At 42.7% G+C, this 21,897-nt stretch carries 21 protein-coding genes; 14 read left to right on the top strand and 7 right to left on the bottom strand.

Going from position 1 to position 21,897, the window contains the following annotated elements:
• From VR862_RS12515 to VR862_RS12500, 4 genes are all read left to right on the top strand, one after another.
• Positions 1 to 3,564 (top strand): T9SS type B sorting domain-containing protein (locus VR862_RS12515; RefSeq protein ID WP_324721316.1); only part of this gene is annotated, 3,564 nt, incomplete at its 5' end.
• Positions 3,565 to 3,574: 10 nt separating this feature from the next.
• On the top strand, positions 3,575 to 4,489 hold the full coding sequence (locus VR862_RS12510) for a PorP/SprF family type IX secretion system membrane protein (protein ID WP_324721315.1): 915 nt from the start codon (positions 3,575 to 3,577) through the stop codon (positions 4,487 to 4,489).
• A 15-nt stretch (positions 4,490 to 4,504) separates the two neighbouring features.
• Positions 4,505 to 6,379 carry an OmpA family protein gene (locus VR862_RS12505; protein ID WP_324721314.1) on the top strand — a complete coding sequence of 625 codons (1,875 nt, stop codon included), beginning with the start codon at positions 4,505 to 4,507 and terminating at the stop codon, positions 6,377 to 6,379.
• A gap of 305 nt (positions 6,380 to 6,684) precedes the next feature.
• Positions 6,685 to 6,993, top strand: coding sequence for a hypothetical protein (locus tag VR862_RS12500; RefSeq protein WP_324721313.1), 309 nt, complete (start codon positions 6,685 to 6,687; stop codon positions 6,991 to 6,993).
• Between the two features lie 116 nt (positions 6,994 to 7,109).
• On the opposite strand, the gene VR862_RS12495 is transcribed toward VR862_RS12500, so the two are convergent.
• The 5 genes from VR862_RS12495 to pyrR form a co-directional block, all read right to left on the bottom strand.
• Positions 7,110 to 7,610 carry a CAP domain-containing protein gene (locus VR862_RS12495; RefSeq protein WP_324721312.1) on the bottom strand — a complete coding sequence of 167 codons (501 nt, stop codon included), beginning with the start codon at positions 7,608 to 7,610 and terminating at the stop codon, positions 7,110 to 7,112.
• Positions 7,611 to 7,785: 175 nt separating this feature from the next.
• Complete coding sequence (locus VR862_RS12490) at positions 7,786 to 8,694, bottom strand: ribonuclease Z (protein WP_324721311.1); 909 nt, start codon at positions 8,692 to 8,694, stop codon at positions 7,786 to 7,788.
• Positions 8,695 to 8,725: 31 nt separating this feature from the next.
• Positions 8,726 to 9,058 (bottom strand): ribonuclease Z, encoded by a 333-nt coding sequence (locus tag VR862_RS12485; RefSeq protein ID WP_324721310.1) that lies wholly within the window; start codon positions 9,056 to 9,058, stop codon positions 8,726 to 8,728.
• Positions 9,055 to 9,987 carry an aspartate carbamoyltransferase catalytic subunit gene (locus VR862_RS12480; RefSeq protein ID WP_324721309.1) on the bottom strand — a complete coding sequence of 311 codons (933 nt, stop codon included), beginning with the start codon at positions 9,985 to 9,987 and terminating at the stop codon, positions 9,055 to 9,057. Before VR862_RS12480 ends, VR862_RS12485 begins: the two co-directional genes overlap by 4 nt.
• A 2-nt stretch (positions 9,988 to 9,989) precedes the next feature.
• Entirely contained in the window at positions 9,990 to 10,532 is a 543-nt protein-coding gene (gene pyrR / locus VR862_RS12475; RefSeq protein WP_324721308.1) for a bifunctional pyr operon transcriptional regulator/uracil phosphoribosyltransferase PyrR, read from the bottom strand.
• 159 nt (positions 10,533 to 10,691) lie between these two features.
• On the opposite strand from pyrR, the gene VR862_RS12470 reads away from it, so the two are divergent.
• From VR862_RS12470 to VR862_RS12460, 3 genes are all read left to right on the top strand, one after another.
• Positions 10,692 to 12,560: a DUF389 domain-containing protein gene (locus VR862_RS12470; protein ID WP_324721307.1), complete on the top strand. Its 1,869-nt coding sequence runs from the start codon at positions 10,692 to 10,694 to the stop codon at positions 12,558 to 12,560.
• A 100-nt stretch (positions 12,561 to 12,660) separates the two neighbouring features.
• Complete coding sequence (locus VR862_RS12465; RefSeq protein WP_324721306.1) at positions 12,661 to 13,917, top strand: hypothetical protein; 1,257 nt, start codon at positions 12,661 to 12,663, stop codon at positions 13,915 to 13,917.
• A gap of 86 nt (positions 13,918 to 14,003) precedes the next feature.
• On the top strand, positions 14,004 to 14,525 hold the full coding sequence (locus VR862_RS12460; RefSeq protein WP_324721305.1) for a hypothetical protein: 522 nt from the start codon (positions 14,004 to 14,006) through the stop codon (positions 14,523 to 14,525).
• A 3-nt stretch (positions 14,526 to 14,528) separates the two neighbouring features.
• On the opposite strand, the gene VR862_RS12455 is transcribed toward VR862_RS12460, so the two are convergent.
• The gene (locus VR862_RS12455) at positions 14,529 to 15,293 is read right to left on the bottom strand and encodes a sterol desaturase family protein (protein ID WP_324721304.1); all 765 of its coding nucleotides are present in this window, start codon (positions 15,291 to 15,293) and stop codon (positions 14,529 to 14,531) included.
• Positions 15,294 to 15,439: 146 nt separating this feature from the next.
• Between VR862_RS12455 and VR862_RS12450 the strand changes: the two genes are divergently transcribed.
• The 7 genes from VR862_RS12450 to VR862_RS12420 all read left to right on the top strand — a co-directional run bounded on the left by VR862_RS12450 (position 15,440) and on the right by VR862_RS12420 (position 21,293).
• Positions 15,440 to 15,769: a DUF2255 family protein gene (locus VR862_RS12450; RefSeq protein ID WP_324721303.1), complete on the top strand. Its 330-nt coding sequence runs from the start codon at positions 15,440 to 15,442 to the stop codon at positions 15,767 to 15,769.
• A gap of 69 nt (positions 15,770 to 15,838) precedes the next feature.
• On the top strand, positions 15,839 to 16,216 hold the full coding sequence (locus VR862_RS12445) for a methylglyoxal synthase (protein ID WP_324721302.1): 378 nt from the start codon (positions 15,839 to 15,841) through the stop codon (positions 16,214 to 16,216).
• 17 nt (positions 16,217 to 16,233) lie between these two features.
• Positions 16,234 to 17,631: an amidohydrolase family protein gene (locus tag VR862_RS12440; RefSeq protein ID WP_324721301.1), complete on the top strand. Its 1,398-nt coding sequence runs from the start codon at positions 16,234 to 16,236 to the stop codon at positions 17,629 to 17,631.
• Between the two features lie 113 nt (positions 17,632 to 17,744).
• Positions 17,745 to 19,196: an SDR family oxidoreductase gene (locus tag VR862_RS12435; protein ID WP_324721300.1), complete on the top strand. Its 1,452-nt coding sequence runs from the start codon at positions 17,745 to 17,747 to the stop codon at positions 19,194 to 19,196.
• Positions 19,197 to 19,271: 75 nt separating this feature from the next.
• Positions 19,272 to 19,712, top strand: coding sequence for a carboxymuconolactone decarboxylase family protein (locus VR862_RS12430; protein ID WP_324721299.1), 441 nt, complete (start codon positions 19,272 to 19,274; stop codon positions 19,710 to 19,712).
• A gap of 111 nt (positions 19,713 to 19,823) precedes the next feature.
• Positions 19,824 to 20,072, top strand: a complete 249-nt coding sequence (locus VR862_RS12425) for a YgaP family membrane protein (protein ID WP_324721298.1) — start codon at positions 19,824 to 19,826, stop codon at positions 20,070 to 20,072.
• 42 nt (positions 20,073 to 20,114) lie between these two features.
• Positions 20,115 to 21,293 carry an MFS transporter gene (locus tag VR862_RS12420; protein WP_324721297.1) on the top strand — a complete coding sequence of 393 codons (1,179 nt, stop codon included), beginning with the start codon at positions 20,115 to 20,117 and terminating at the stop codon, positions 21,291 to 21,293.
• Positions 21,294 to 21,298: 5 nt separating this feature from the next.
• On the opposite strand, the gene VR862_RS12415 is transcribed toward VR862_RS12420, so the two are convergent.
• On the bottom strand, positions 21,299 to 21,796 hold the full coding sequence (locus VR862_RS12415; RefSeq protein ID WP_324721296.1) for a nuclear transport factor 2 family protein: 498 nt from the start codon (positions 21,794 to 21,796) through the stop codon (positions 21,299 to 21,301).
• Positions 21,797 to 21,897 lie beyond the last annotated feature (101 nt).

The raw sequence follows: 21,897 nt of genomic DNA, 5'->3' as shown, positions 1-21,897 counted from the left end.
GCTGCGACTGCACCTTGTACTACTGAAGATACTGCTACGGTAACAGTAACCATACAAGATGCTCCGGAAGCAGGAACTAGTGGAACTCTTACTGTTTGTGAAGGAACTACCATCACCGATGCTATGCTTTTCGCTGAACTTACTGGTGCTGATGAAGGTGGAACCTGGTCAGAGCCTGTTGATGGTGTATACACTTATACTGTTGAGGCTACAGGAACTTGTACCGAAGATGCTTCAGCTACAGTCAAAGTATCAGTAGATGCTGCGCCTAATGCAGGAACAAATGGAACCCTTACTGTATGTGAAGGAACCCAAGTTACCAACGAAATGTTGTTTGCACAGTTAGGCGGATCACCAAACGCAGGTGGAACCTGGTCTACTCCAGTTGATGGAGTTTATACTTATACTGTTGAAGCTACAGGAACTTGTACCGAAGATGCTTCAGCTACAGTCACAGTATCAGTAGATGCTGCGCCTAATGCAGGAACAAACGGAACTCTTACTGTATGTGAAGGAACCCAAGTTACCAACGAAATGTTGTTTGTACAGTTAGGCGGATCACCAAACGCAGGTGGAACCTGGTCTACTCCAGTTGATGGAGTTTATACTTATACTGTTGAAGCTACAGGAACTTGTACCGAAGATGCTTCAGCTACAGTCACAGTATCAGTAGATGCTGCGCCTAATGCAGGAACAAATGGAACCCTTACTGTATGTGAAGGAACTGAAATTACAAACGAAATGTTATTTGCTCAGTTAGGTGGTGCAGATGCAGGTGGAACCTGGTCTACTCCAGTTGATGGAGTCTATACTTATACTGTTGAAGCTACAGGAACTTGTACCCAGGATGCTTCAGCTACAGTCACAGTATCAGTAGATGCTGCGCCTAATGCAGGAACAAATGGAACTCTTACTGTATGTGAAGGAACCCAAGTTACCAACGAAATGTTGTTTGCACAGTTAGGTGGTGCAGATGCAGGTGGAACATGGTCGGAGCCTGTTGATGGTGTCTATACTTATACTGTTGAGGCTACAGGAACTTGTACCCAGGATGCTTCTGCTACAGTCACAGTATCAGTAGATGCTGCTCCTAATGCAGGAACAAACGGAACCCTTACTGTATGTGAAGGAACTGAAATTACAAACGAAATGTTATTTGCTCAGTTAGGTGGTGCAGATGCAGGTGGAGCATGGTCAGAGCCTGTTGATGGTGTCTATACTTATACTGTTGAGGCTATAGGAACTTGTATTCAGGATGCTTCAGCTACAGTTACAGTATCTGTAGATGCTGCGCCTAATGCAGGAACAAATGGAACTCTTACTGTATGTGAAGGAACTGAAATTACAAACGAAATGTTGTTTGCACAGTTAGGCGGATCACCAAACTCAGGTGGAACCTGGTCTACTCCAGTTGATGGAGTTTATACTTATACTGTTGAAGCTACAGGAACTTGTACCCAGGATGCTTCAGCTACAGTTACAGTATCAGTAGATGCTGCGCCTAATGCAGGAACAAACGGAACTCTTACTGTATGTGAAGGAACCCAAGTTACCAACGAAATGTTGTTTGCACAGTTAGGTGGTGCAGATGCAGGTGGAACATGGTCGGAGCCTGTTGATGGTGTCTATATTTACACCGTTGCAGCCATAGGAACCTGTACAGAAGATGCTTCAGCAACAGTTACGGTATCAGTAGATGCCGCTCCTAATGCCGGAACAAACGGAACCCTTACTGTATGTGAAGGAACCCAAGTTACCAACGAAATGTTATTTGCACAGTTAGGCGGATCACCAAACGCAGATGGAACCTGGTCTACTCCAGTTGATGGAGTATATACTTATACTGTTGAAGCTACAGGAACTTGTACCGAAGATGCTTCAGCTACAGTCACAGTATCAGTAGATGCTGCGCCTAATGCAGGAACAAACGGAACTCTTACTGTATGTGAAGGAACCCAAGTTACCAACGAAATGTTGTTTGTACAGTTAGGCGGATCACCAAACGCAGGTGGAACCTGGTCTACTCCAGTTGATGGAGTTTATACTTATACTGTTGAAGCTACAGGAACTTGTACCGAAGATGCTTCAGCTACAGTCACAGTATCAGTAGATGCTGCGCCTAATGCAGGAACAAATGGAACCCTTACTGTATGTGAAGGAACCCAAGTTACCAACGAAATGTTATTTGCACAGTTAGGCGGATCACCAAACGCAGATGGAACCTGGTCTACTCCAGTTGATGGAGTATATACTTATACTGTTGAAGCTACAGGAACTTGTACCGAAGATGCTTCAGCTACAGTCACAGTATCAGTAGATGCTGCGCCCAATGCAGGAACAAACGGAACTCTTACTGTATGTGAAGGAACCCAAGTTACCAACGAAATGTTGTTTGCTCAGTTAGGTGGTGCAGATGCAGGTGGAACATGGTCTACTCCAGTTGATGGAGTATATACTTATACTGTTGAAGCTACAGGAACTTGTACCCAGGATGCTTCAGCTACAGTTACAGTAACTACACAACAAGCAACAGCACCTACAGTGGAATCAATTTCGCAGCCAACTTGTGAGGTTGCAACAGGATCTTTCAGCATCACTGCCGTAGAGGGAATGATTTACAGCTTCAATGGAGGTGAATTTGGAACTACTACTTCCTGGACGGAACTTGCTGCAGATACTTATACTGTAGTAGCTAAAAATGCTGCAGGATGTCAATCTGAACCAGTCATTGTGACAATCAATGATCAAACAGAGGTACCTGCCGCTCCAGTAATTGAAGAATTACTTCAACCTACTTGCGAAGATCAGACAGGATTTGTAATGTTCCAGTTTGTCGATGGAGTAGATTTCGTTCTTACCGACTCTAACGGAAATGAGATAAATGATGAAGACGCTGACGGAATTTTTGAAGGACTTGCTCCCGGCGCTTATACATCAACAGCTTCAAATGGTGGGGGATGTATTTCAGAAGGTACAGAATTCACAATTGAGAATCCGGTTCCTGCTGTGATCCAAACAACTACAGCCGACCTTTGTATCGAAGACAGTACTTTTGAACTTACAGACTTGTTTGTTGGTGATTACGATACCAACGGAACCTGGGAAGATACAATGAACACAGGTGCCTTGAACAACGGAGTAATAGATCCTGCCCTTCTGGCGGTTGGACAATATTCTTTTGACTACGTGATCACTAATGGAGAATGTTCATCTACGACTACTGTAGAGGTAAGCATTAATGATGATTGTGTTGTTCTTCCCTGTGAGGTTGAAGATATCAGAAATAGTATTTCAAAGGCTGTTACTCCTAACGGAGATCAGATCAACGACTTCTTTGAAGTTGGAAAAGATCTTGGCTGCGGCTTTACCTACACTCTAAAAGTCTTTAACCGATGGGGTAATGAAGTCTATAGCTCTAATAACTACAACAACAACTGGGACGGAACTTCAAGCAGTTCTGTAACAGGAGATCAGCTTCCTTCCGGAACTTACTTTTACATCGTGGAAATTCAACAAAGTGGATTTGAACCAATCCAGGGTTATATCTATCTAGGAACAAAATAAATCAATAAACATGAAAAAAATCTACCCAATAATAATCCTTCTGTTTATTAGTGTATGTGCAAATGCGCAACAGTTGCCCCAGTTCACGCAGTACATGTACAACACTATCTCCATCAATCCGGCATACGCGGGTAACCGGGATGCTATTTCGGTGGTGGGATTACACAGAAGTCAGTGGGCAGGAATTGATGGTGCACCAGAGACCCAGACGCTTTCCATCCACTCTCCTTTGAGGAATGAGAAGATCGGGCTTGGAGTTTCAATTATCAATGATAACATAGGCTACGAAAATTACACCTACGCATACGCCGATTTCTCCTATACTATCAACGTTAGTGAGAACACTACCCTTTCTATGGGGTTAAAAGGAGGAATGAGCTACTACAACCTGGAGGAGGAACTAATGGCCAATATACCCGATGATCCATTTTTCAGCGGAGATACTTTTAACCGTTGGACACCAAACTTCGGGGCAGGTCTTTACCTTTCCTCGCAAGACTGGTATGTGGGTCTTTCGGCTCCAAAGTTCATCAACAATGATAATAATGACCAGGAAGGAAGCGAATACGTTGCTTTGGAACAGGTTCACTATTATTTGACAGGAGGTTATGTTTTTGATCTTAGCGAGAATGTAAAACTTCGTCCCACTACCCTCTTTAAAATGACAAATGGAGCACCTCTTTCTGTCGATGTTTCGGGAACATTCATATTTAATGAGAAACTCTATCTTGGTGCGAACTATCGTTTTGATGATGCGGTTGGAGCATTTGTAGATTTTCAGATCCTGCCAAGCTTTAGAGTTGGTTATGGTTATGAATATTCGATAAGTGACCTGCAGCCATATACTTCAGGTTCTCATGAGATCCTGTTGATCTACGAACTTAGACTAGGAAACACGAAATACAAATCCCCAAGGTTCTTCTAATTTAAACTAAGGATTATGAACAAAAATTACATACTACTTCTGTTGCTCATTTTTCCGGCTTTTCTATTTGCACAATCTTCGAAGCAAAAGAAAGCAGACCGGTACTTTGAGAATTTTGCCTACACCAAAGCAATTGAAGAATATAAAGAACTGTTGGAGGACAACTACAATACAGCCTATAACCAGCAGCAACTGGCTAACAGCTACTACAAACTGAGAGACCCTGAGAATGCAGTGACCTATTATGCAAAGGTTGTAGAACAGCCAAATGTTTCTCCGGAAGTCTACTACCAATACGCTCAAATGTTACGCGGGGTGAGAGAATATGACAAATCCCGGGAATGGCTTCAAAAATATCAGGACGCAGCACGTAATCCCCAGGGTGTAAATGAACTTCTGAAGCCGGGGGAAATAGCGGTTTATGATGGGCTGGAAACCTTTAGAGTAGTACCGGCCGCTTTCAATTCTCAGTTCAGTGATTTTGGAGGGTTCTATAACAATGGAACTATCTTCTTCACTTCGGCCAGAGGTAAGGCCGACGTTAAGACCAAAATTTATGACTGGACCGGGGAACCATTTTTGGATATTTATAAAACCACAGCTCAGGGAGGGCAGGTGCAGCCGGTTCCGGGAGACGTGAATACAGTGCGACATGAAGGCCCTGTAACTATTTCACCCGACGGCCAAACGATGTATTTTACCCGAAACAACTACCTGAAGCGTGATGGTAAAAAAGATGAAGAAGGTGTAAATCACCTAAAGATCTACAAAGCATCACTGGTAAACGGGGAATGGACCAATATTGAAGAGCTGCCATTTAGCAGCAACACCTATTCTGTAGGCCACCCAAGTATCTCCAGTGATGGGAACACCTTATATTATGTTTCTGAAGCTCCCGGAGGAATGGGAGGGTCAGACATTTATAAAGTTTCCGTAGAAAATGGCACTTTTGGAACCCCCGAAAATTTAGGAGCACCTGTAAATACACCCGGAAATGAGGTATTCCCTTTTATTGCTGAAAATGGCAATTTCTACTTCTCTTCTGATGGTCATAAAGGCTACGGACTCCTGGACGTATTCGTAGTGACTGCTGATGCACCCGCGAATGTTCAAAACCTGGGTGAGCCAGTGAACAGTAGTATGGATGATTTTGCTTTCACACATTCCGGCGGTGAAAACACCCGTGGCTTTGTGTCTTCTAACCGCGAAGGCGGTATGGGTAATGACGATATCTATGAATTGAATATCCTGGCGCCACTTACCTTAAAAGGTACGGTTACAGATTCTATCAACAACAAGCCAATTACGAATGCAACGGTGAGGCTGATGAATGAAGATGGCCAACAAATTGCATTTTTGGAAACCGATCCACAGGGTAATTATGAAACTGAAGTTGCCCGCGACAGAATATATCCTTTAGAAGCCAAGCACATTAAATACGACACCAAAACTGAAGAGATCAATACGGCCAATATGGACGACAGGACAGAGCTGGTTTACGATATCGAGTTAGCTCCTGTTCGTGACGTGGAATACCTGGCCGAGATCAACAAGATCTACTTTGACTTTGATAAAGCAAACATTCGTCCAGATGCTGCACAGGAACTTGACAAACTTGTCAACCTTATGAAGAATGACTACCCCGAACTGGTAATAGAAATAGGATCTCATACGGACCGAAGAGGATCTGCAGCATACAACCGAAGATTAGCCGAAAGAAGAGCACAATCCACTTTTGATTATCTGGTTGAAAATGGGATCGCTCCTGAAAGGATCGTCACTTACAAAGGTTATGGAGAAGAACAACCTGAAGTTGAGTGTACAAAGTGTAACGAACAACAACATCAATTAAACAGAAGATCCATTTTTAAAGTGGTTAAAATGGAGTAAGATCCCTACACCCGCTAACCAACCGATGAAAAGGAGGCTCCAGAGCCTCCTTTTCTTTTTTAGGTTATAATATTTCCTCAACAATTAAGAATGACATCAACCTTTCGTTCCTTCCTTTTTGTGACAGGTTCCCTGAATCTTACCATACCTCATTTCTTTCTTTAGACCTTCCCCCTACTCTTGCTAAAAGCCTTTGAAACCTATTATTAGGATCGTGAAGATATATGGATTACTTATGGCTATGAAGAGCGTTGCTGGTATATTTGATTAAGAGACTTAAGCTCCTTCCGTTAATTTTTGTTTTTGTGTCTATTGCGCATCAGGTATATGGGGACAAACTCAAGAAACTGAGTGCAAGCTATTCAACCGGATCATCTTCATACATCCTTCTTCAGAAGAACTACAAAAGACATAATAGTTCCAAAGTAATGCCATCAAAAATTGTCATTTTGGAGATCTATTTTTCCCATTCTTATTTTTCAATGCTGGAAAAATCCGGTACAACAATTCCTGCCAGTGAAGGAGTTGGTAATTGGGACAAGAGGGGAAGTGGGAGGATTCGGCCAGGAAGGAAGCCGGAAGCTTTGGAATTAAAAGCTAAACCGCTACTGTGAGATCAAAAATCTTGTAACACCTTTAGTTCTAAACTGCCAGCATAAAAAAAGAGGCTTCAAAAAAGCCTCTTTTGCTAACCTTAAATAATTATGAAAAAAGTGAAACCCGGTAATTATTACTTTCTAACAAAAATGTTTGTATAATAGAGTTTCCCATCCTTTCCTTCCTTTACAGAAATCCCGAAGTGGGTATGGTCACCCTCCATATTCTTACGGTGTCCGTCGCTTTTGATCCAGGCATTCACAACAGCATCGGCAGTACGATATCCAAAAGCAACATTTTCACTTACGGCTTTAGCATTGACTGTCTTTACAAGAGCTTGATAACGATCACCAAAATAATGGTGACATACTTCATTACCTTCGATCATATGTTCATTATGGCCGGCTGCCTGAATAGATCCTTCATCTAAAAATAATAGCTCAGAAAGACCTTGTTGAGCACGGTAGGCGTTAACCAGGTCCAGCACGTCCAATTCAATCGAGGTATAGTTCACGGGTGCGGGTTTGGTTGTTAGGTTGGCTGAATCCATTTCGTCTATAGCATCTTTAGAACAAGACGTAAGAGAAAACGTACAAATTGCCAATAACCAAACATAGTAGGTTAAGTTCTTCATAATGGTAGTCAATAGATTTGGGATAGGAAAAGTAAGAATTATTTCCGTTCAACAAACAATTTAATCGACGAACTACACAATAAGACCAAATTTTAACATATAATTAAGATTTTGGCCTACAAAAATAGCGGCTTATTCCTCAAGCTGAATGACAATTTTAATCGATGAAAGGTAATTACGGGAAGTGGAGTTCCTTTCCGTCGTCGGCAAGATGAACCTGAGGAAAGACTTCTAAAGCTTCATTTTTGAAGATCTCTATAGATTCATATCTTGTAGAGTAGTGTCCCAGCACCAAATGTGAAACATTAGCTGCGCGGGCAATAGCTGCTGCCTCTCGGGCAGTGGAATGGCCGGTGGGAGCAGCCAGGTAAGCATGCTCTTCCAGAAAAGTTGATTCGTGATAAAGAACGGTTGTTTCTTTTAACTGCTCCACCATTGGGGGATTGTAGGCAGTGTCGCTACAGAAGGCATAGCTTTTGGCCGGTTCGGGATCTGCAGTTAACTTCGAATTAGGAATTATAGTTCCGTCCTCAAGTATTGCATCTTTTCCTTTCTTGATCCCTTTATAGTATGCAACATCAATATTATAATTTTCCACCTCTTCCATCAATAACTTCCTGGGCTTAGGTTTCTCCCTGAATAAATAGCCATTGGCATAGATTCGATGTTTTAAAGGCACCGTCTCCACAGTCACTTTCCTGGTGTTAAGGATCACCTGAGGCTCATTTGAAGTCAACTCGTGAAAATAAAGTGGATACCCGGTCCATGAGTTGGAAAATTTGAGTTGCATTAACACGATCTCCTTTATTCCTTTAGGGCCGTAGATATGAAGTTCTGTCTTCCGGTTTAAGAGCATAAAGGTTGAAACAAGCCCTACTAATCCATAGAAATGATCCCCGTGAAGATGCGAAATGAAAACGTGTTTGATTTTACCGAATTTGATCTTGTGCCGCCTTAACTCCACCTGGGTTCCTTCCCCACAGTCAATTAGAAAAAGCTCATTGTTGATCTCCAGTACCTGTGATGTTGGATTTGTAAAGGTTCGGGGAGTGGCTGCGTAGCAGCCGAGAACGGTAAGCTTCATGAGACTGTGAGTTTAAGAGAAAAAGATCTGTCTAGAATCCCAGATCCCTTTCAATTTCTTCCATTTGGATGATATCTTCTGCCTCCTGTAAGGTTGGCACGACTAACAGCTCTTCGGGTACTATATCTATATTGATGGCATCATTAGCTATTACGAACGACCTTTTTCCTTTGCGGTGCTCATTGGAGAGCTCAAGAAATTTCAGTAGCTCTTCCAGATGAAGGTTACCATATTTCAAAATATCAATAACAACATTATCAGCCTTAAAGTTTGGATGAATAGATTTCAGAAATGAAGCAAATTCTGAAACATTATCCTTTTCATCTTCAAAGATCTTATAGCCTTCTTTTTCTGTTACTTTCATACCTGTTTTATTTTTGACGCCAGGAGATAAATTACAGCCATTCTAACAGCTACCCCGTTCTGTACCTGATCAAGGATAATCGCCTGGTCCGAATCGGCCACATCACTGGTGATCTCTACTCCCCTGTTGATGGGTCCCGGGTGCATTATTACAATCTTTTTATCGAGAGAATCCAGAAGTTTTTTGTTGAGACCAAACAGCTGCACATACTCCCTGGTGCTAGGAAAATAATTAATATCCATGCGCTCATTCTGCACCCTCAACATGTTTGCTACATCACACCATTCCAGGGCGCTCTTTAAATTAGGCTCTACCTCTACTCCCAGAGATCTTATATATTTTGGAATTAAGGTGTAAGGTCCACAGACTTTGACCTCGGCCCCTTGTAACTTGAGAGCAAGAATGTTTGATACTGCTACTCTACTGTGAAGAATGTCTCCAACAATAACAACTTTTTTTCCTGCAACCTCACCTAATTTTTCACGGATCGAGTAGCTGTCCAGTAAAGCTTGTGTGGGATGTTCATGTGCCCCATCCCCTGCATTAATGATGCTCGCATTCACATGCTTAGACAAAAAGATCCCCGCTCCCGGATTAGGGTGGCGCATCACCACCATATCCACCTTCATGGATAGGATATTGTTGACGGTATCTATGAGTGTTTCCCCTTTTTTTACTGAAGAAGATGCTGCCGAAAAATTCACCACATCCGCACTCAACCTTTTTTCTGCAAGTTCGAAGGATAGTCTTGTACGGGTGCTGTTCTCAAAAAATAAGTTGGCAATGGTAATGTCTCTTAGGGAAGGAACCTTTTTAATGGGCCTGTTAATGACCTCCTTAAAATGATCGGCAGTTTGAAAAATGAGGTCTATATCTTCTTTTTTCAGATACTTGATCCCCAGTAAATGGTTGACACTTAACTCACTCATTCTTATATTTTACTTATGAGGTAAACTGCATCTTCCCCTTCATTCTCTTTCCAGTTCACCTTTACTTTTTCCTCATTGATAGCATCCACCTGCCTCCCGTTATAATCTGGCTGAATTGGTAAATGCCGGCTAAACCTCCTGTCGATTAATGTTAACAATTCGATCTCGCTGGGTCTTCCAAATGATTGTACGGCTGTTAGTGCTGCACGAATACTCCTGCCGGTGTACAAAACGTCATCGATAAAGATCACCCGCTTATCTTCCACTACGAAATCTATATGGGTTTTGTTTGCCTCCAAAGGTTTATCGCTCCGCCTGAAATCATCCCTGTAAAAGGTTATGTCCAGATGCCCGAGCTTAATATCAGAGATTCCATAGTCTTCCTTAAGGATCTTGTGAATACGATTAGCCAAAAACACCCCCCGCGGCTGAATGCCAATTAAAACAGAGTTTTCGAAAGTGGTGTGGTTTTCAATTAACTGGCAGGCCAAACGGTGTAAAATGATGTTCATTTCCTTTGAAGCAAGCAACACTTTTTGGCTCATAATTCTGAAAGTTAGCTAAACAAAAGTAAGATTTTTTTCCAGAGAACGGCTTCAGACAAACCCATTTTAAAATTAGAATTTATCCCGGCCTGAATACAATTTTCTCCCAACTTCATTTATTTTTAGAATGATTAAAGATTATCTTGCAGTAAAAATTTCATGCTCTACCTTTTACATCAGCCCAAGGATATTGAAACTGTAAAAGAAAAGATTCTTCCATTGTTAAAGAACATTGAGCATGAATTGGTTTCTTTTCCTCTTGAAGCAGATTTTGATATAGATGCCAATTCTTCCCTGCTCCTTTACCTGCCCGATACTGCTTTGCGGGAGATCATTCCCATGGCAGGAAAGAATAAATGGCCAATAACAATTCTGCCACACCCCGAAAACAAGTTTACATCTAAAGGTCTGGGGGTTTCAGGAAGTATTGAAGAGGTGATCACAGAGTATAGCGAATGTGAAACACCTTTTAAGATAGATCTTTTATTTTGTAATGATATCCCGGTTTTCAGCTCTGTAAACATTGGGGATATCTTTATTCTTTCGGAAAAGAAGGGCAAAAAAAGCTTTTTTAGAGAGGTACTCAACATAGTGCGTAATATGCGCAAGGCTTCTTCCCTGTCACATCATTCTTACCAATTAAGTACCGACGGAGATAAGATCATCCACACCTCGGGGCTGGGAATTGTGGTAGTTGAGCATGCTGCAAGTTCCCTCGTTTCCAGACGCCTGCTGGAAGAAAGTTCAATTAGCGATGGCTCATTCCAGGCTTTTGTACTGGCACCGCAGAATCTCCTGGTGCTGTTGTGGTTCTTTATAAGAAGCCTCGCCCCGAATAACAATACCCTCACGCGTCTCCCCTCATTTATTGGTAAGATCAAAACTTCAAATTTACAGATCACAGATAAGGTAAATATGGATTACACCATTGATGGTGAAAAGAAGCAGGCGAAAGAGCTGAACTTCAATGTTCAAAAACAGGCGGTGATCCTTAAGCAAAAAAGTATCTACAGCGAGAAACCGGAAAAGGAGGACGGCAGAAAGAGTATAAAAATTGAAGGCCTGCCCAAAGGGGAAACAAGAAATGAGCTCATCAAACGCAGCCTGCCTGTATTACCCAGGGCGAGTACAGAGCAGTTCCAGGATCTTTTCAAGGTATTGAGAGGGAATTCAAAGAACAGCACTGAATTTATGGTGATGATGATCCTTTCCACCCTGATTGCAACCTTTGGACTTTTTGGCAATTCATCTCCTGTGATCATTGGTGCTATGATCCTGGCACCTGTAATAGCGCCAATTGTATCCTTTTCTATGGGCATGGTACGCTACGATGTTCCCATGCTTAAGGAAAGTTTTATAACCATAACTGCAGGCACCCTCGTGTCTTTAGCTGTTGCCGCAGGAGTAAGCCTTGCGATCCCTTTAGAGTTGCTTACTCCCGAGATTGAAGCGAGGCTTTCCCCTACCCTGTTGGACATGGGAATTGCAGTTTCTTCGGGGATTGCAGCAGCCTACGCTCATGCCAATGAGGGCATTGCCAAGAGTTTGGCGGGAGTAGCCATTGCGGTTGCCCTTGTTCCGCCGCTGGCGGTAGCAGGAATTGGCGTGGGCTGGTGGGACTGGGATGTATTCTCGGGTGCAATTTTGCTCTATGCTACTAACCTTGCGGGAATTATTCTTTTTGGTGGCCTCACCTTCCTTCTGCTCGGTTTTGCCCCCTTTAAAAGGGCGAAAATGGGATTGGTTTATACCTTGATCATTGCTGTTCTTGTGGCAGTGCCTCTGTCCCTTTCCTTTGACCGTATCATGCAGGAGGCAAACATTACCCGAACCCTAGAAGGAGCTACCATAAAAAATGTTGTAGTGCGGGATGTGAGGATAAGATTTAGTTCTCCTCTTGTGGTATCGCTGCGCCTGGTAGGACCCGAAGCCCTTGAAGCCGAAAAAATTGAAGCCATCAAAGAAGAGATAGAAAAAAAGATAGGGCAGCCGGTTCTTTTGGAAGTAGTTTCGGCTATAGAATTTTAAAACTTCGGAGACAATTCCTTCAATTTTAATAAAGCTTTTAGACGCTGCATGTCCTCCAACCAACGTTTTTTATTACTTTTCACGATAGAAGCTCCATTCGATGAAAAAGCTCCTTATTGCCCTCTTGATTCTTTTTCTTTTGTTCATTGGATTGACCTACTGGTCTGTTTCGGTTAAACCTTCGGAGGTATATATTTCCAAGGTTGTTGAAAATTCAGCAGTACATCCGGCTTTAAAAGATTCTATGCCAGTGACTGTTGTGGCTACCAATCAATATCATGCCAATGCTCTTAAACGGTTCATGCAGGGCGTAAATTACCGTAGAGCATGGGAAGCCCCGGTTGAAGCACAGGTTTTTCTCCTCGACAGTTTTAAGATCGACAAGGAAGGTGGTGGAAACCAGACGAAGTCCTTAAAGATCATTGATAAAAAAGGGATCATCTACAGCCTAAGGAGCATCAATAAAGATCCCGACCCTCTCATTCCAAAGGCAGCAAAGATCCTTAACCTTGAGAACATCGTAATTGACGGCGTTTCGGCCCAGCACCCTTATGGAGCAGTACTTGCTGCTGAATTATCTGAGGTGGTGGGAGTGCTCAGCACGAAACCAAGAATTGTTTATGTTCCAAAGCATAAGGCCCTGGAGCAGTTCGAAGATCAATACGGGAATCGTCTTTTCCTGCTGGAATATGAAACTGAAGGAGAGATGAACTGGACCCATTACAAAAATGTAAAGGAAATTGTGGAGACCGATGACCTGCAGGAGTTAAAAGCTGAAATAGGAGAAAAATTAAATATTGACCGGCAGCAACTGGTTAGAGCCCGGCTTTTTGATCTTCTCATAGGAGACTGGGACAGGCATTCAAAGCAGTGGGGATGGGTACTTCAGCAAAGGAATGATCACCTGGTGGCCATCCCTATAGCAGGAGATCGCGATAATGCATTTTTTAGAATAGATGGCGTATTTCCCACTATCCTTACAAATCACCTGGTCCAGCCCATGGTTAGACCCTTTGAGGAAGACATAGATTACATTCCCGGATTCGTTTATCCTTTTGATCTGTATTTTCTGAAAGGAGTTTCCAAAGACCTCTTTATCTCGGAAGCCAGGTATATTCAGCAGCAACTAACCGATGAAAAAATAGATCTGGCTATAAAGGCATGGCCAAAAAACCTGGTGCGGCTAAATGGAAATGAAATAGCAGCCAAGCTCAAAAGCCGAAGGGATAAACTTGTGAAATATGCCACAGAATTTCATGAAGTGATCGAGGAGAAAGACGCAGTTCAAGTCCCTCTAAAAGGTAGCGAAGACCTGGACCTTCCACTTTCTTTGATCAAATGTTTTGACTGTCAATGAATTGAACAGGGAAATTTTAATTATTTTAGTTCTCGCGGAAATTTTGGTAGCCAAAAATCGTATTTTTAATACCTATTACTCCCGGTATGAAAACGCTCACTACCTTCCTGCTTTTGGCTGTGCTTTTGAGTTCATGCACCGCCGTCAAATTTGCAAATCCGCAGCCCAAGGGAAGTGCTGCCTTAGATGAATTCCCTCAAAAGATCCTGGGCACCTTTACTTCAGATGAAAGCGACACTCTTAGGATCATGAAGACTTCCTTTAGATTTTCAGACGGAAAGGAAGTTGGATTTGAAGCAGATCTTTCAGCTGAAAATACGATCTTGAAATTACACAAGAGAACCTATATCCTCAATCTTAAAGATAATGGCAGCTGGGATGTTTTTCCCATGAAACTTTCAGCAAATAAGATCACGCTTTACTTCGCAGACCTCACTTCAAAGACTGAAGCTCTACTTAAAGCAAAACACCCCGAAACTGTGCGGGAAATAAAAACAGAAGACGGAAAATTTGATCACTACCTCATCGATCCTTCCGCAAAAGAATTTGAGCGCCTGCTAAAAAAGAAACTTTTTGCAGATAAGGTAGAGTTTAAAAGGCTGAGATGAACCTTAGGATTCCATTTTACGACTTTCAGTTGCCATCCATTTATCCCAGAATGTAAAATACAATCCATAATTGGTCATGTATTCTGTATGGTGGTGGTGATGATGGGTTGCCCCAATAAAGAGCTTCCCAAACTTGCTTTTTTGGAACCAAAGCGGATAGATCTCTATATCCAAATGGTTCACCACGCTACTCACAGTCATTATGAGCAGGTAAAAACCGAGGACATAAATATTGACAGGCAAGAAAATGAGGATCAATGGAAGAATTACGGCTTCAATGAGGCTTTCCCATGGATGAAAAGAGAAAGCTGTCCAGGGGGTAGGAATACGGCTGTCATGATGGACTTTATGCACGATCCTGAAAATTTTGGGATGATGCATCCAGCGATGCACCCAGTAATAGTAAGTCTCGTGGATTAGTAAAATGATGAGGAGACTTAGTGGTAGATACCAGTAACCAAACCGGTCCAGATCAAGATAGACCGCAGTATGCCCTTTTAGCCATAACCAGTACGTCCCGGCACCTACGAGTGCAAAAATCGCAGACGACTTGATACTCCAGATGATCTCCTTTTGTAATTGTTTCTTTTTAGCCAGTCTTTTACTGAGCCTTCTCTCATCAAACTTCCGGAAATTCTTTACATAATAGTAGTAGTAAAAGATGCCTGCAGCCACAAAATACCGAAAGAGAATAGCTATAAAAAAAATAGCGGTATAAATAAGTAAAATTCCGGCGGTACTATCTGCAATTCCCAGGCTCTCTTCCATAGCCCTAAAAATAACAATTCAAATCTTAAATCTGTGTCAAAAGAAATTTGATGGAAAAATAACATGGTTTAGAAGGATTTCTTCCACCCCTGTAGCCATGCTTCTTTCAGATTCTTTAATTTTACCAGACCAACCAACAAAAATTGATGCTAACAACTCAAGATTTTCCTACAGACTTTCAGAACTACCTACACCAAAATACCCTTATTGGTATTAAAGGGGGCCGGGAAAGAGGTAACTTCTTAAACATTTGGATGGTAGAAGTGGATGGACGTTACTTTTCCAGGAGCTGGAATAAAAGTACTCGAAGCTGGTTTACTGAATTTCTTCGCTCTGGAGAAGGGCAAATAAAATACGGAGAAAATGTTTTAGATGTCCTGGGACAGCAATTATTTCCAAATGATCCTGTACAGGAAAAAATAAACCTGGCTTACCTTCAAAAATACGATCAGCCGGAAAATATTTTTCTACGCTAAAGGAATCACCCAACCCGAATATTCAAACTATACCATGGAATTTTTTATTGAAAATAAAAGTCAGAAACAATGAATACAGTCGCCTTAATTGCTCACAATAGCCGTAAAACAGATCTTCTCAACTGGGCAAAAGTACATAGGGAAGCTTTGCTAAAGTACAACCTCATCGGTACCACAAACACCTCTAAACTTCTTAGCGAAATGCTGGATATTCAAGTCGAGGGGTTTGGCCATGGCCCGAGTGGCGGAGATATTCTTCTGGCTGCTAAGATCCTGAAGGGAGAAGTTCAAATGGTCATCTTTTTTATTGATGCCGAAACTCCTCATGGACATGAGCATGATATTCAAACGTTGATTAGAACGGCAGTTATCAACAACATTCCCATTGCTCTGAATCGGGCCTCGGCCGATCTGCTTATCCTGGACGAAAGGGATCAACCGAGCTAAAACATAAAACAACAGGTATGAAAAAAGCCCTTTTTGGCACCTTAGTGGGTGTCCTGTTAATTGCTGCATGTACTTCGCCTAAGGAGTCGGCAGATCTGCTCATTACCAATGCCACGATCCTGGATGTAGCGTCGGGTGAAGAAATTCCGGGGCAGATGATCGCCATTTCCGGTGATACTATAATGGCAGTGCGGGATATGGAGGAAAGCGATGATTTTTCAGCCTCAAAAACAATAGATGCAGAAAATCAATACGTCATGCCCGGACTTTGGGACATGCATGTACATTTTAGAGGAGGAGATACATTGGTCGCCGAAAACAGGAATTTACTTCCTCTTTTTCTTGCTCATGGAGTTACAACGGTAAGGGATGCCGGAGGGGATATCTCCATAAGTGTACTAGACTGGAGACAAAAAATAGAAGCCGGAGAACTTGAAGGCCCTTCAATTTTCACTTCGGGACCAAAACTGGATGGTCCAGATCCTGCCTGGCCCGGCTCCATTGAAGTTGCCGGACCTGGAGATATCCCAGCTGCACTGGATTCGCTGGAGCAGCTGGAAGTAGACTATGTGAAGATGTATGATGGCAGCCTTTCAAAAGAGGTCTTTTACGGCATCATCGCTGCAGCCGAAGAGCGTGGTTACAAAACTACCGGGCACATGCCAATGTCGGCTGACATTCTTAAAGGTGTAGACCTGGGGCTGGACGGCTCAGAACATCTATACTATGTAATGAAAGCCTGCTCTCCCAGGGCTGACAGTCTTACGAAGGTAAACCCCGGTTACGGTATGATGAACGATATCATTGCGACCTATGATACTGAATTAGCAGAAGAAGTATTTCAAAAGCTCAGTGAGAATCAGGTTTACATTACTCCTACCCTTCATATTGGAAAGACACTTTCAGAAATTCTCGATGTAGACCACAGCAAGGATTCGCTCTTACCCTATATTGGAAGTGGAATAAGGAAGACCTACCGCGGCAGGATTGAAGGCGCAAAAAGAGCCAAAGCTGCAGGGAGTACCATGCGCTCCAAAATGGAACAAAAGAGTATGGAAATGATAAAACCAATGTACGATCATGGAGTGCCACTTTTGGCAGGTTCAGATTGCGGCCCGTTTAATTCCTATGTCTATCCCGGAGGTTCTTTGCATAATGAGCTCGAAAGGTTTGTTTCTGCGGGATTGACTCCTCTTGAAGCCATAAGAACCTCTGTAATAAACGGACCCGCTTTTTTTGACCTGGAGGATTCCTACGGTAGTGTGGAACCGGGTAAAACGGCAGATATTCTCATCCTTCAAAAGAATCCATTTCAAAATATTCAAAACCTTCTTTCTGTCACTTCTGTGCTGGCAAAAGGAAAGGTCTATAGGCAGGAAGATCTCCGGCAGATGATGCAGGCAGTAAAACAGTAGAGCAATTCTCTTTTAGAACCAATTTGAGCAGCGACCATTTCCCAGTGGTTCATAATGATTTATTATCTTAGATAGCTACAGTAAAAAATGCCAGCAGATAATCTAAAAAGATCATGAAAATTCTTCTTACCGGAGCTACGGGTTATATAGGAAAACGATTACTTCCGGTTTTGCTGGATAAGGGACATGAAGTAGTATGTTGTGTACGTGATAAGAACAGGTTTCCTGCGGAAGGTGTTTATTCCAATCCCAGGATATCCTTGCTGGAAGTAGATTTTCTGAAAGACTTACCCTCTTCCGAAGCAATAAAAGATATCGACGCTGCTTATTACCTCATCCACTCCATGAGTGCAGGGACCGGGGACTTTGCTGAAATGGAGGCAGCCTCTGCTGAAAACTTCCTGAAACTTATCGAGCAAACTTCAGCTAAACAGATCATATATCTAACCGGAATCACCAATGAAAAAGAACTGTCAAAGCACCTCTCATCCCGCAAAAACGTCGAAGAGATTCTTGGGAATGGCAAAATTCCTTTAACAGCCCTAAAAGCGGGTATAATAGTGGGCTCCGGAAGTGCCTCTTTTGAAATAATAAGGGATCTCGTTGAAAAACTGCCTGTAATGATCACGCCCAAATGGGTGAATACTAAAAGCCAGCCAATAGCCATTAGGGATGTCCTTCAATTTCTCTCGGGCGTACTTTTAATGGAGGAAACCTATCATAATTCCTATGACATTGCAGGTCCCGATGTACTTACCTATAAAGAAATGATGCTGCAGTTTGCAGAAGTTCGGGGATTCAATCGTAAAATAGTGACCGTACCGGTAATGACACCACGGCTTTCCTCCTATTGGCTTTATTTCGTCACCTCTACCTCTTATAAACTTGCCGTGAACCTGGTAGATAGCATGAAGATAGAGGTAATAGCAAAACCGAATGAACTCGGCAAAAAACTGGGAATAAAGCCCATACCTTATAAACACGCAGTTGAACTGGCTTTTCAGAAAATTGAGCAGAACAGTGTGATCTCGAGCTGGAAGGACTCGCTGGCTTCCAGTTATTCCGATAATTCTCTTTTAGAACATATTAATGTTCCAACAGATGGATGTTTTAGTGACCGGCGGGAAAAGAAGATCACAGGAAATCCAGACGCTGTTTTGAAGAACATTTGGTCCATAGGCGGGAAACGCGGCTGGTATTACGGCAGCTGGTTGTGGAAGATCCGCGGATTTTTAGATAAGATGGCAGGAGGTGTTGGTCTTAGGCGCGGGCGCACCCATCCACACAACATTAATACTGGAGATACACTTGACTTCTGGCGGGTACTTGCCGCCGATAAAAAGAACCGGCGCTTGCTTCTTTATGCCGAAATGAAACTACCCGGAGAAGCCTGGCTGGAATTCAGGATCGCTCATAGAGATGGCGAAGAATTTTTGCAACAAACTGCCACTTTTCGCCCTAAAGGTCTCGCCGGCCGAATGTACTGGTACGCTGTATTACCATTTCACTTCTTTGTTTTTGAAGGAATGGCCGCAAACCTGACGCGGGATTATTCAGAAGCTTAAAATTTTTAAGGGAACGAATAGAAAAATTCTGAATGGACTTTTCTTCTCTGTACTTTTGCTGCCTTTAAACATGATATGAACACAAGAATAGAACTTTCTGAAGTTGGAGCTTCAGCTTTTGAAAAACTGCTGGGACATAATTCGGCGATCCTTGAAAACTGGAATCAGCTTGAAGTTGCGCTTTTCGAAAGTTCCGGGCTCGAAAGTGAATTGTTGGAACAAGTTCGTAGAACGCTGGCTTATGGCAATGCTTGTGAGTATTGTATGGCAAAAGCAGGACCGCCATCCTTTGATGCCCGGGATCAAAGAATATCACTTGCAACTGCCTTTGCCGAGTTGTTTGCCCTTGATCATAAGTCGATCGTGGCGGCTCATTTCTCTGCCTTAAAAGAGGTTTTTGATACCCGGGAGATCTCTGCTCTCTGCGCCTTTATTTCATTTCTTACTGCCTCTCAACGCTTTGGGAGGGTAATGAACCTGACCAGTGATCTGCAGAAAGTCACTCCCCAGGTTTAAAAAGAAAGTAACGCCTCGGGATTACAGTCTCCTGTAAGCTTGAATAAGAGGTTGATTTTTCTTAAATTAAAGGAACCGTACAACGGAATAATTAATTTAAAGAATCGACTAATGAAAGAAAATGTAGGCAAACAGGATCAGCTAATTAGAAGTATTGCAGGCCCCGCTTTAATGGGAGTTGGATATTTTACACTTGGTGGAAATAAGGGAAAACTTGTGGGAATTGCCTCTATAGTTGTGGGGACTCTAATTGCCGAAAGTGCCATCACCCGGGTGTGCCCTGTAAATGAATTCTTTGGAGTTGATACGAGGAAAAAGAAAAAGAGTCCGATCAAAAAGATCAAAGAAGCCCTGGTCTAGAAATTCCGGACTTTTTGTTTCTTAGCCGTAGATATCTTTTTAATGAGTCAATCTCGGCTAATCTTACCGGTCATCGTTTTTGCCCAATTCTGCTGCACCTCCCTCTGGTTTGCGGGGAATGGTGTCATGAACGACCTGATCCAAACCTTCAATTTTAATGTCTCTGCCATTGGCCATCTCACCTCTGCAGTACAATTTGGTTTTATCGCCGGCACGCTCATATTTGCTTTTCTGAATATTGCCGACAGGTTTTCTCCTTCAAAAGTTTTCTTCTATTCTGCCATTTTTGGAGCCTTATTCAATCTCGGAATGATCTGGACCGGTAATACCGCGGGCAGTTTAATTCTGCTAAGGTTCCTTACCGGGTTTAGCCTGGCGGGAATTTATCCTGTGGGAATGAAAATAGCTTCAGATTATTTTCAGAAAAGCTTAGGGACTTCCCTGGGCTTCCTTGTAGGAGCATTGGTCCTGGGGACAGCTTTCCCGCACCTTCTCAAAGCTTTTACAGGAGCCGAAAGCTTGCCCTGGAAGCTTGTTTTAATTATAACTTCCTTACTGGCTGTGGTAGGTGGAGTTCTTATTCTCCTTTTCGTACCCAATGGTCCTTACCGAAAACCGATGCTAAAGCAGGATTTTTCTGCATTTATCCAGGTGTTCAAAGTTCCCGATTTTAAAGCAGCTGCTTTTGGATATTTTGGACATATGTGGGAGCTATATGCTTTCTGGGCTTTTATTCCTGTTATTCTGGCCGGTTACGAATCCCTCCATCCCGGGGCAGAACTACATATTCCATTGCTTTCGTTCTTAATTATCGGTTCGGGTGCTGTCTCCTGTGTAGCGGGCGGATTTATTTCCCGCAGCTTCGGAGTGAGAAAAACAGCGGGTAGTGCGTTGTTTCTTTCCGGCGTATGTTGCCTTCTTTCTCCTCTTGTCTTCTTACAGAATGAAGAAAGCCTATTAGTAATATTTCTGATCGTTTGGGGAATGGCGGTAGTGGCCGATTCCCCTCTTTTTTCGACCCTGGTTGCCAACAACGCACCGGCTGCAGTTAGGGGCACCGGATTAACAATGGTGAACTGCGTAGGCTTTGCCATTACCATTTTAAGCATAGAATTGATCAATTCCCTTACAAACGTTTTGCCACCTGTTTACCTCTTTTTATTCCTGGCTCCGGGACCAATTACAGGCCTGATCCTGCTATTTAGAAAAGGAGAAAAATAAGTTTTTCACAAATCGTCCTCTTCGAGAGACCGCATTTTATGCATATAACCGGATAGCAGCCTACTGGATTCCTGCTGAATCCTGAGTTTCATCGATTTGGTCCACCCCAGAAAAAGTCCTCTAAAGCCCAGCGCCTGCCGGGACCATGACCACAGATCAAAATGATCTGTGTGTTGCAGGATCTTACCATTCTGAATGTAGAAGGTCCCCACCACTTCGTTAACAACTCTGCGCTTCGAAGGGCCATAGTAATACGTAGCAGTCCACCTGGCGCTTCCATTGTAATCATTGGCCTGAATTTCGCCGAAGCTTATCTTCAGCTCTCCCATGCCTTTTTCCAGTAACATATACCACATAGCCCTCACACGGTCCCCTTTTAAATGCCCAAAGACCGGATCATAAAAAACAATGTCTTTATGGTAACAGTCATTCATGGCTTTAGGGTTTCCATTCTGGAAAGCCTGGTAGAAATCCTCGATTATTTTTTCGTTGGGATGCTGCATGGTTTAAAGATACATTAAAAACCTGCGAATGCTGAAGGTTCCATTATAACTAAAGAAACCTGGAGATTCATGACATAATTATTTTCCAACTACCTGACTTT

Source organism: Salinimicrobium aquimaris (genome assembly GCF_035607535.1).
Classification (GTDB): Bacteria; Bacteroidota; Bacteroidia; order Flavobacteriales; family Flavobacteriaceae; genus Salinimicrobium.
Note: the sequence above shows the minus strand (reverse complement) of the source record. Positions and strands in the feature narration are given on the sequence as shown.

Bases quoted from the DNA above. Each gene is read 5' to 3' on its own strand.
- VR862_RS12505 (WP_324721314.1), top strand. From the start codon at position 4,505: ATGAACAAAAATTACATACTACTTCTGTTGCTCATTTTTCCGGCTTTT.
- VR862_RS12485 (WP_324721310.1), bottom strand. From the start codon at position 9,058: ATGAAAGTAACAGAAAAAGAAGGCTATAAGATCTTTGAAGATGAAAAG.
- VR862_RS12480 (WP_324721309.1), bottom strand. From the start codon at position 9,987: ATGAGTGAGTTAAGTGTCAACCATTTACTGGGGATCAAGTATCTGAAA.
- VR862_RS12490 (WP_324721311.1), bottom strand. From the start codon at position 8,694: ATGAAGCTTACCGTTCTCGGCTGCTACGCAGCCACTCCCCGAACCTTT.
- VR862_RS12435 (WP_324721300.1), top strand. From the start codon at position 17,745: ATGAAAATTCTTCTTACCGGAGCTACGGGTTATATAGGAAAACGATTA.
- VR862_RS12415 (WP_324721296.1), bottom strand. From the start codon at position 21,796: ATGCAGCATCCCAACGAAAAAATAATCGAGGATTTCTACCAGGCTTTC.
- VR862_RS12460 (WP_324721305.1), top strand. From the start codon at position 14,004: ATGAAAACGCTCACTACCTTCCTGCTTTTGGCTGTGCTTTTGAGTTCA.
- VR862_RS12465 (WP_324721306.1), top strand. From the start codon at position 12,661: ATGAAAAAGCTCCTTATTGCCCTCTTGATTCTTTTTCTTTTGTTCATT.
- VR862_RS12450 (WP_324721303.1), top strand. From the start codon at position 15,440: ATGCTAACAACTCAAGATTTTCCTACAGACTTTCAGAACTACCTACAC.
- VR862_RS12425 (WP_324721298.1), top strand. From the start codon at position 19,824: ATGAAAGAAAATGTAGGCAAACAGGATCAGCTAATTAGAAGTATTGCA.
- VR862_RS12420 (WP_324721297.1), top strand. From the start codon at position 20,115: ATGAGTCAATCTCGGCTAATCTTACCGGTCATCGTTTTTGCCCAATTC.
- pyrR (WP_324721308.1), bottom strand. From the start codon at position 10,532: ATGAGCCAAAAAGTGTTGCTTGCTTCAAAGGAAATGAACATCATTTTA.
- VR862_RS12470 (WP_324721307.1), top strand. From the start codon at position 10,692: ATGCTCTACCTTTTACATCAGCCCAAGGATATTGAAACTGTAAAAGAA.
- VR862_RS12445 (WP_324721302.1), top strand. From the start codon at position 15,839: ATGAATACAGTCGCCTTAATTGCTCACAATAGCCGTAAAACAGATCTT.
- VR862_RS12430 (WP_324721299.1), top strand. From the start codon at position 19,272: ATGAACACAAGAATAGAACTTTCTGAAGTTGGAGCTTCAGCTTTTGAA.
- VR862_RS12510 (WP_324721315.1), top strand. From the start codon at position 3,575: ATGAAAAAAATCTACCCAATAATAATCCTTCTGTTTATTAGTGTATGT.
- VR862_RS12495 (WP_324721312.1), bottom strand. From the start codon at position 7,610: ATGAAGAACTTAACCTACTATGTTTGGTTATTGGCAATTTGTACGTTT.
- VR862_RS12455 (WP_324721304.1), bottom strand. From the start codon at position 15,293: ATGGAAGAGAGCCTGGGAATTGCAGATAGTACCGCCGGAATTTTACTT.
- VR862_RS12440 (WP_324721301.1), top strand. From the start codon at position 16,234: ATGAAAAAAGCCCTTTTTGGCACCTTAGTGGGTGTCCTGTTAATTGCT.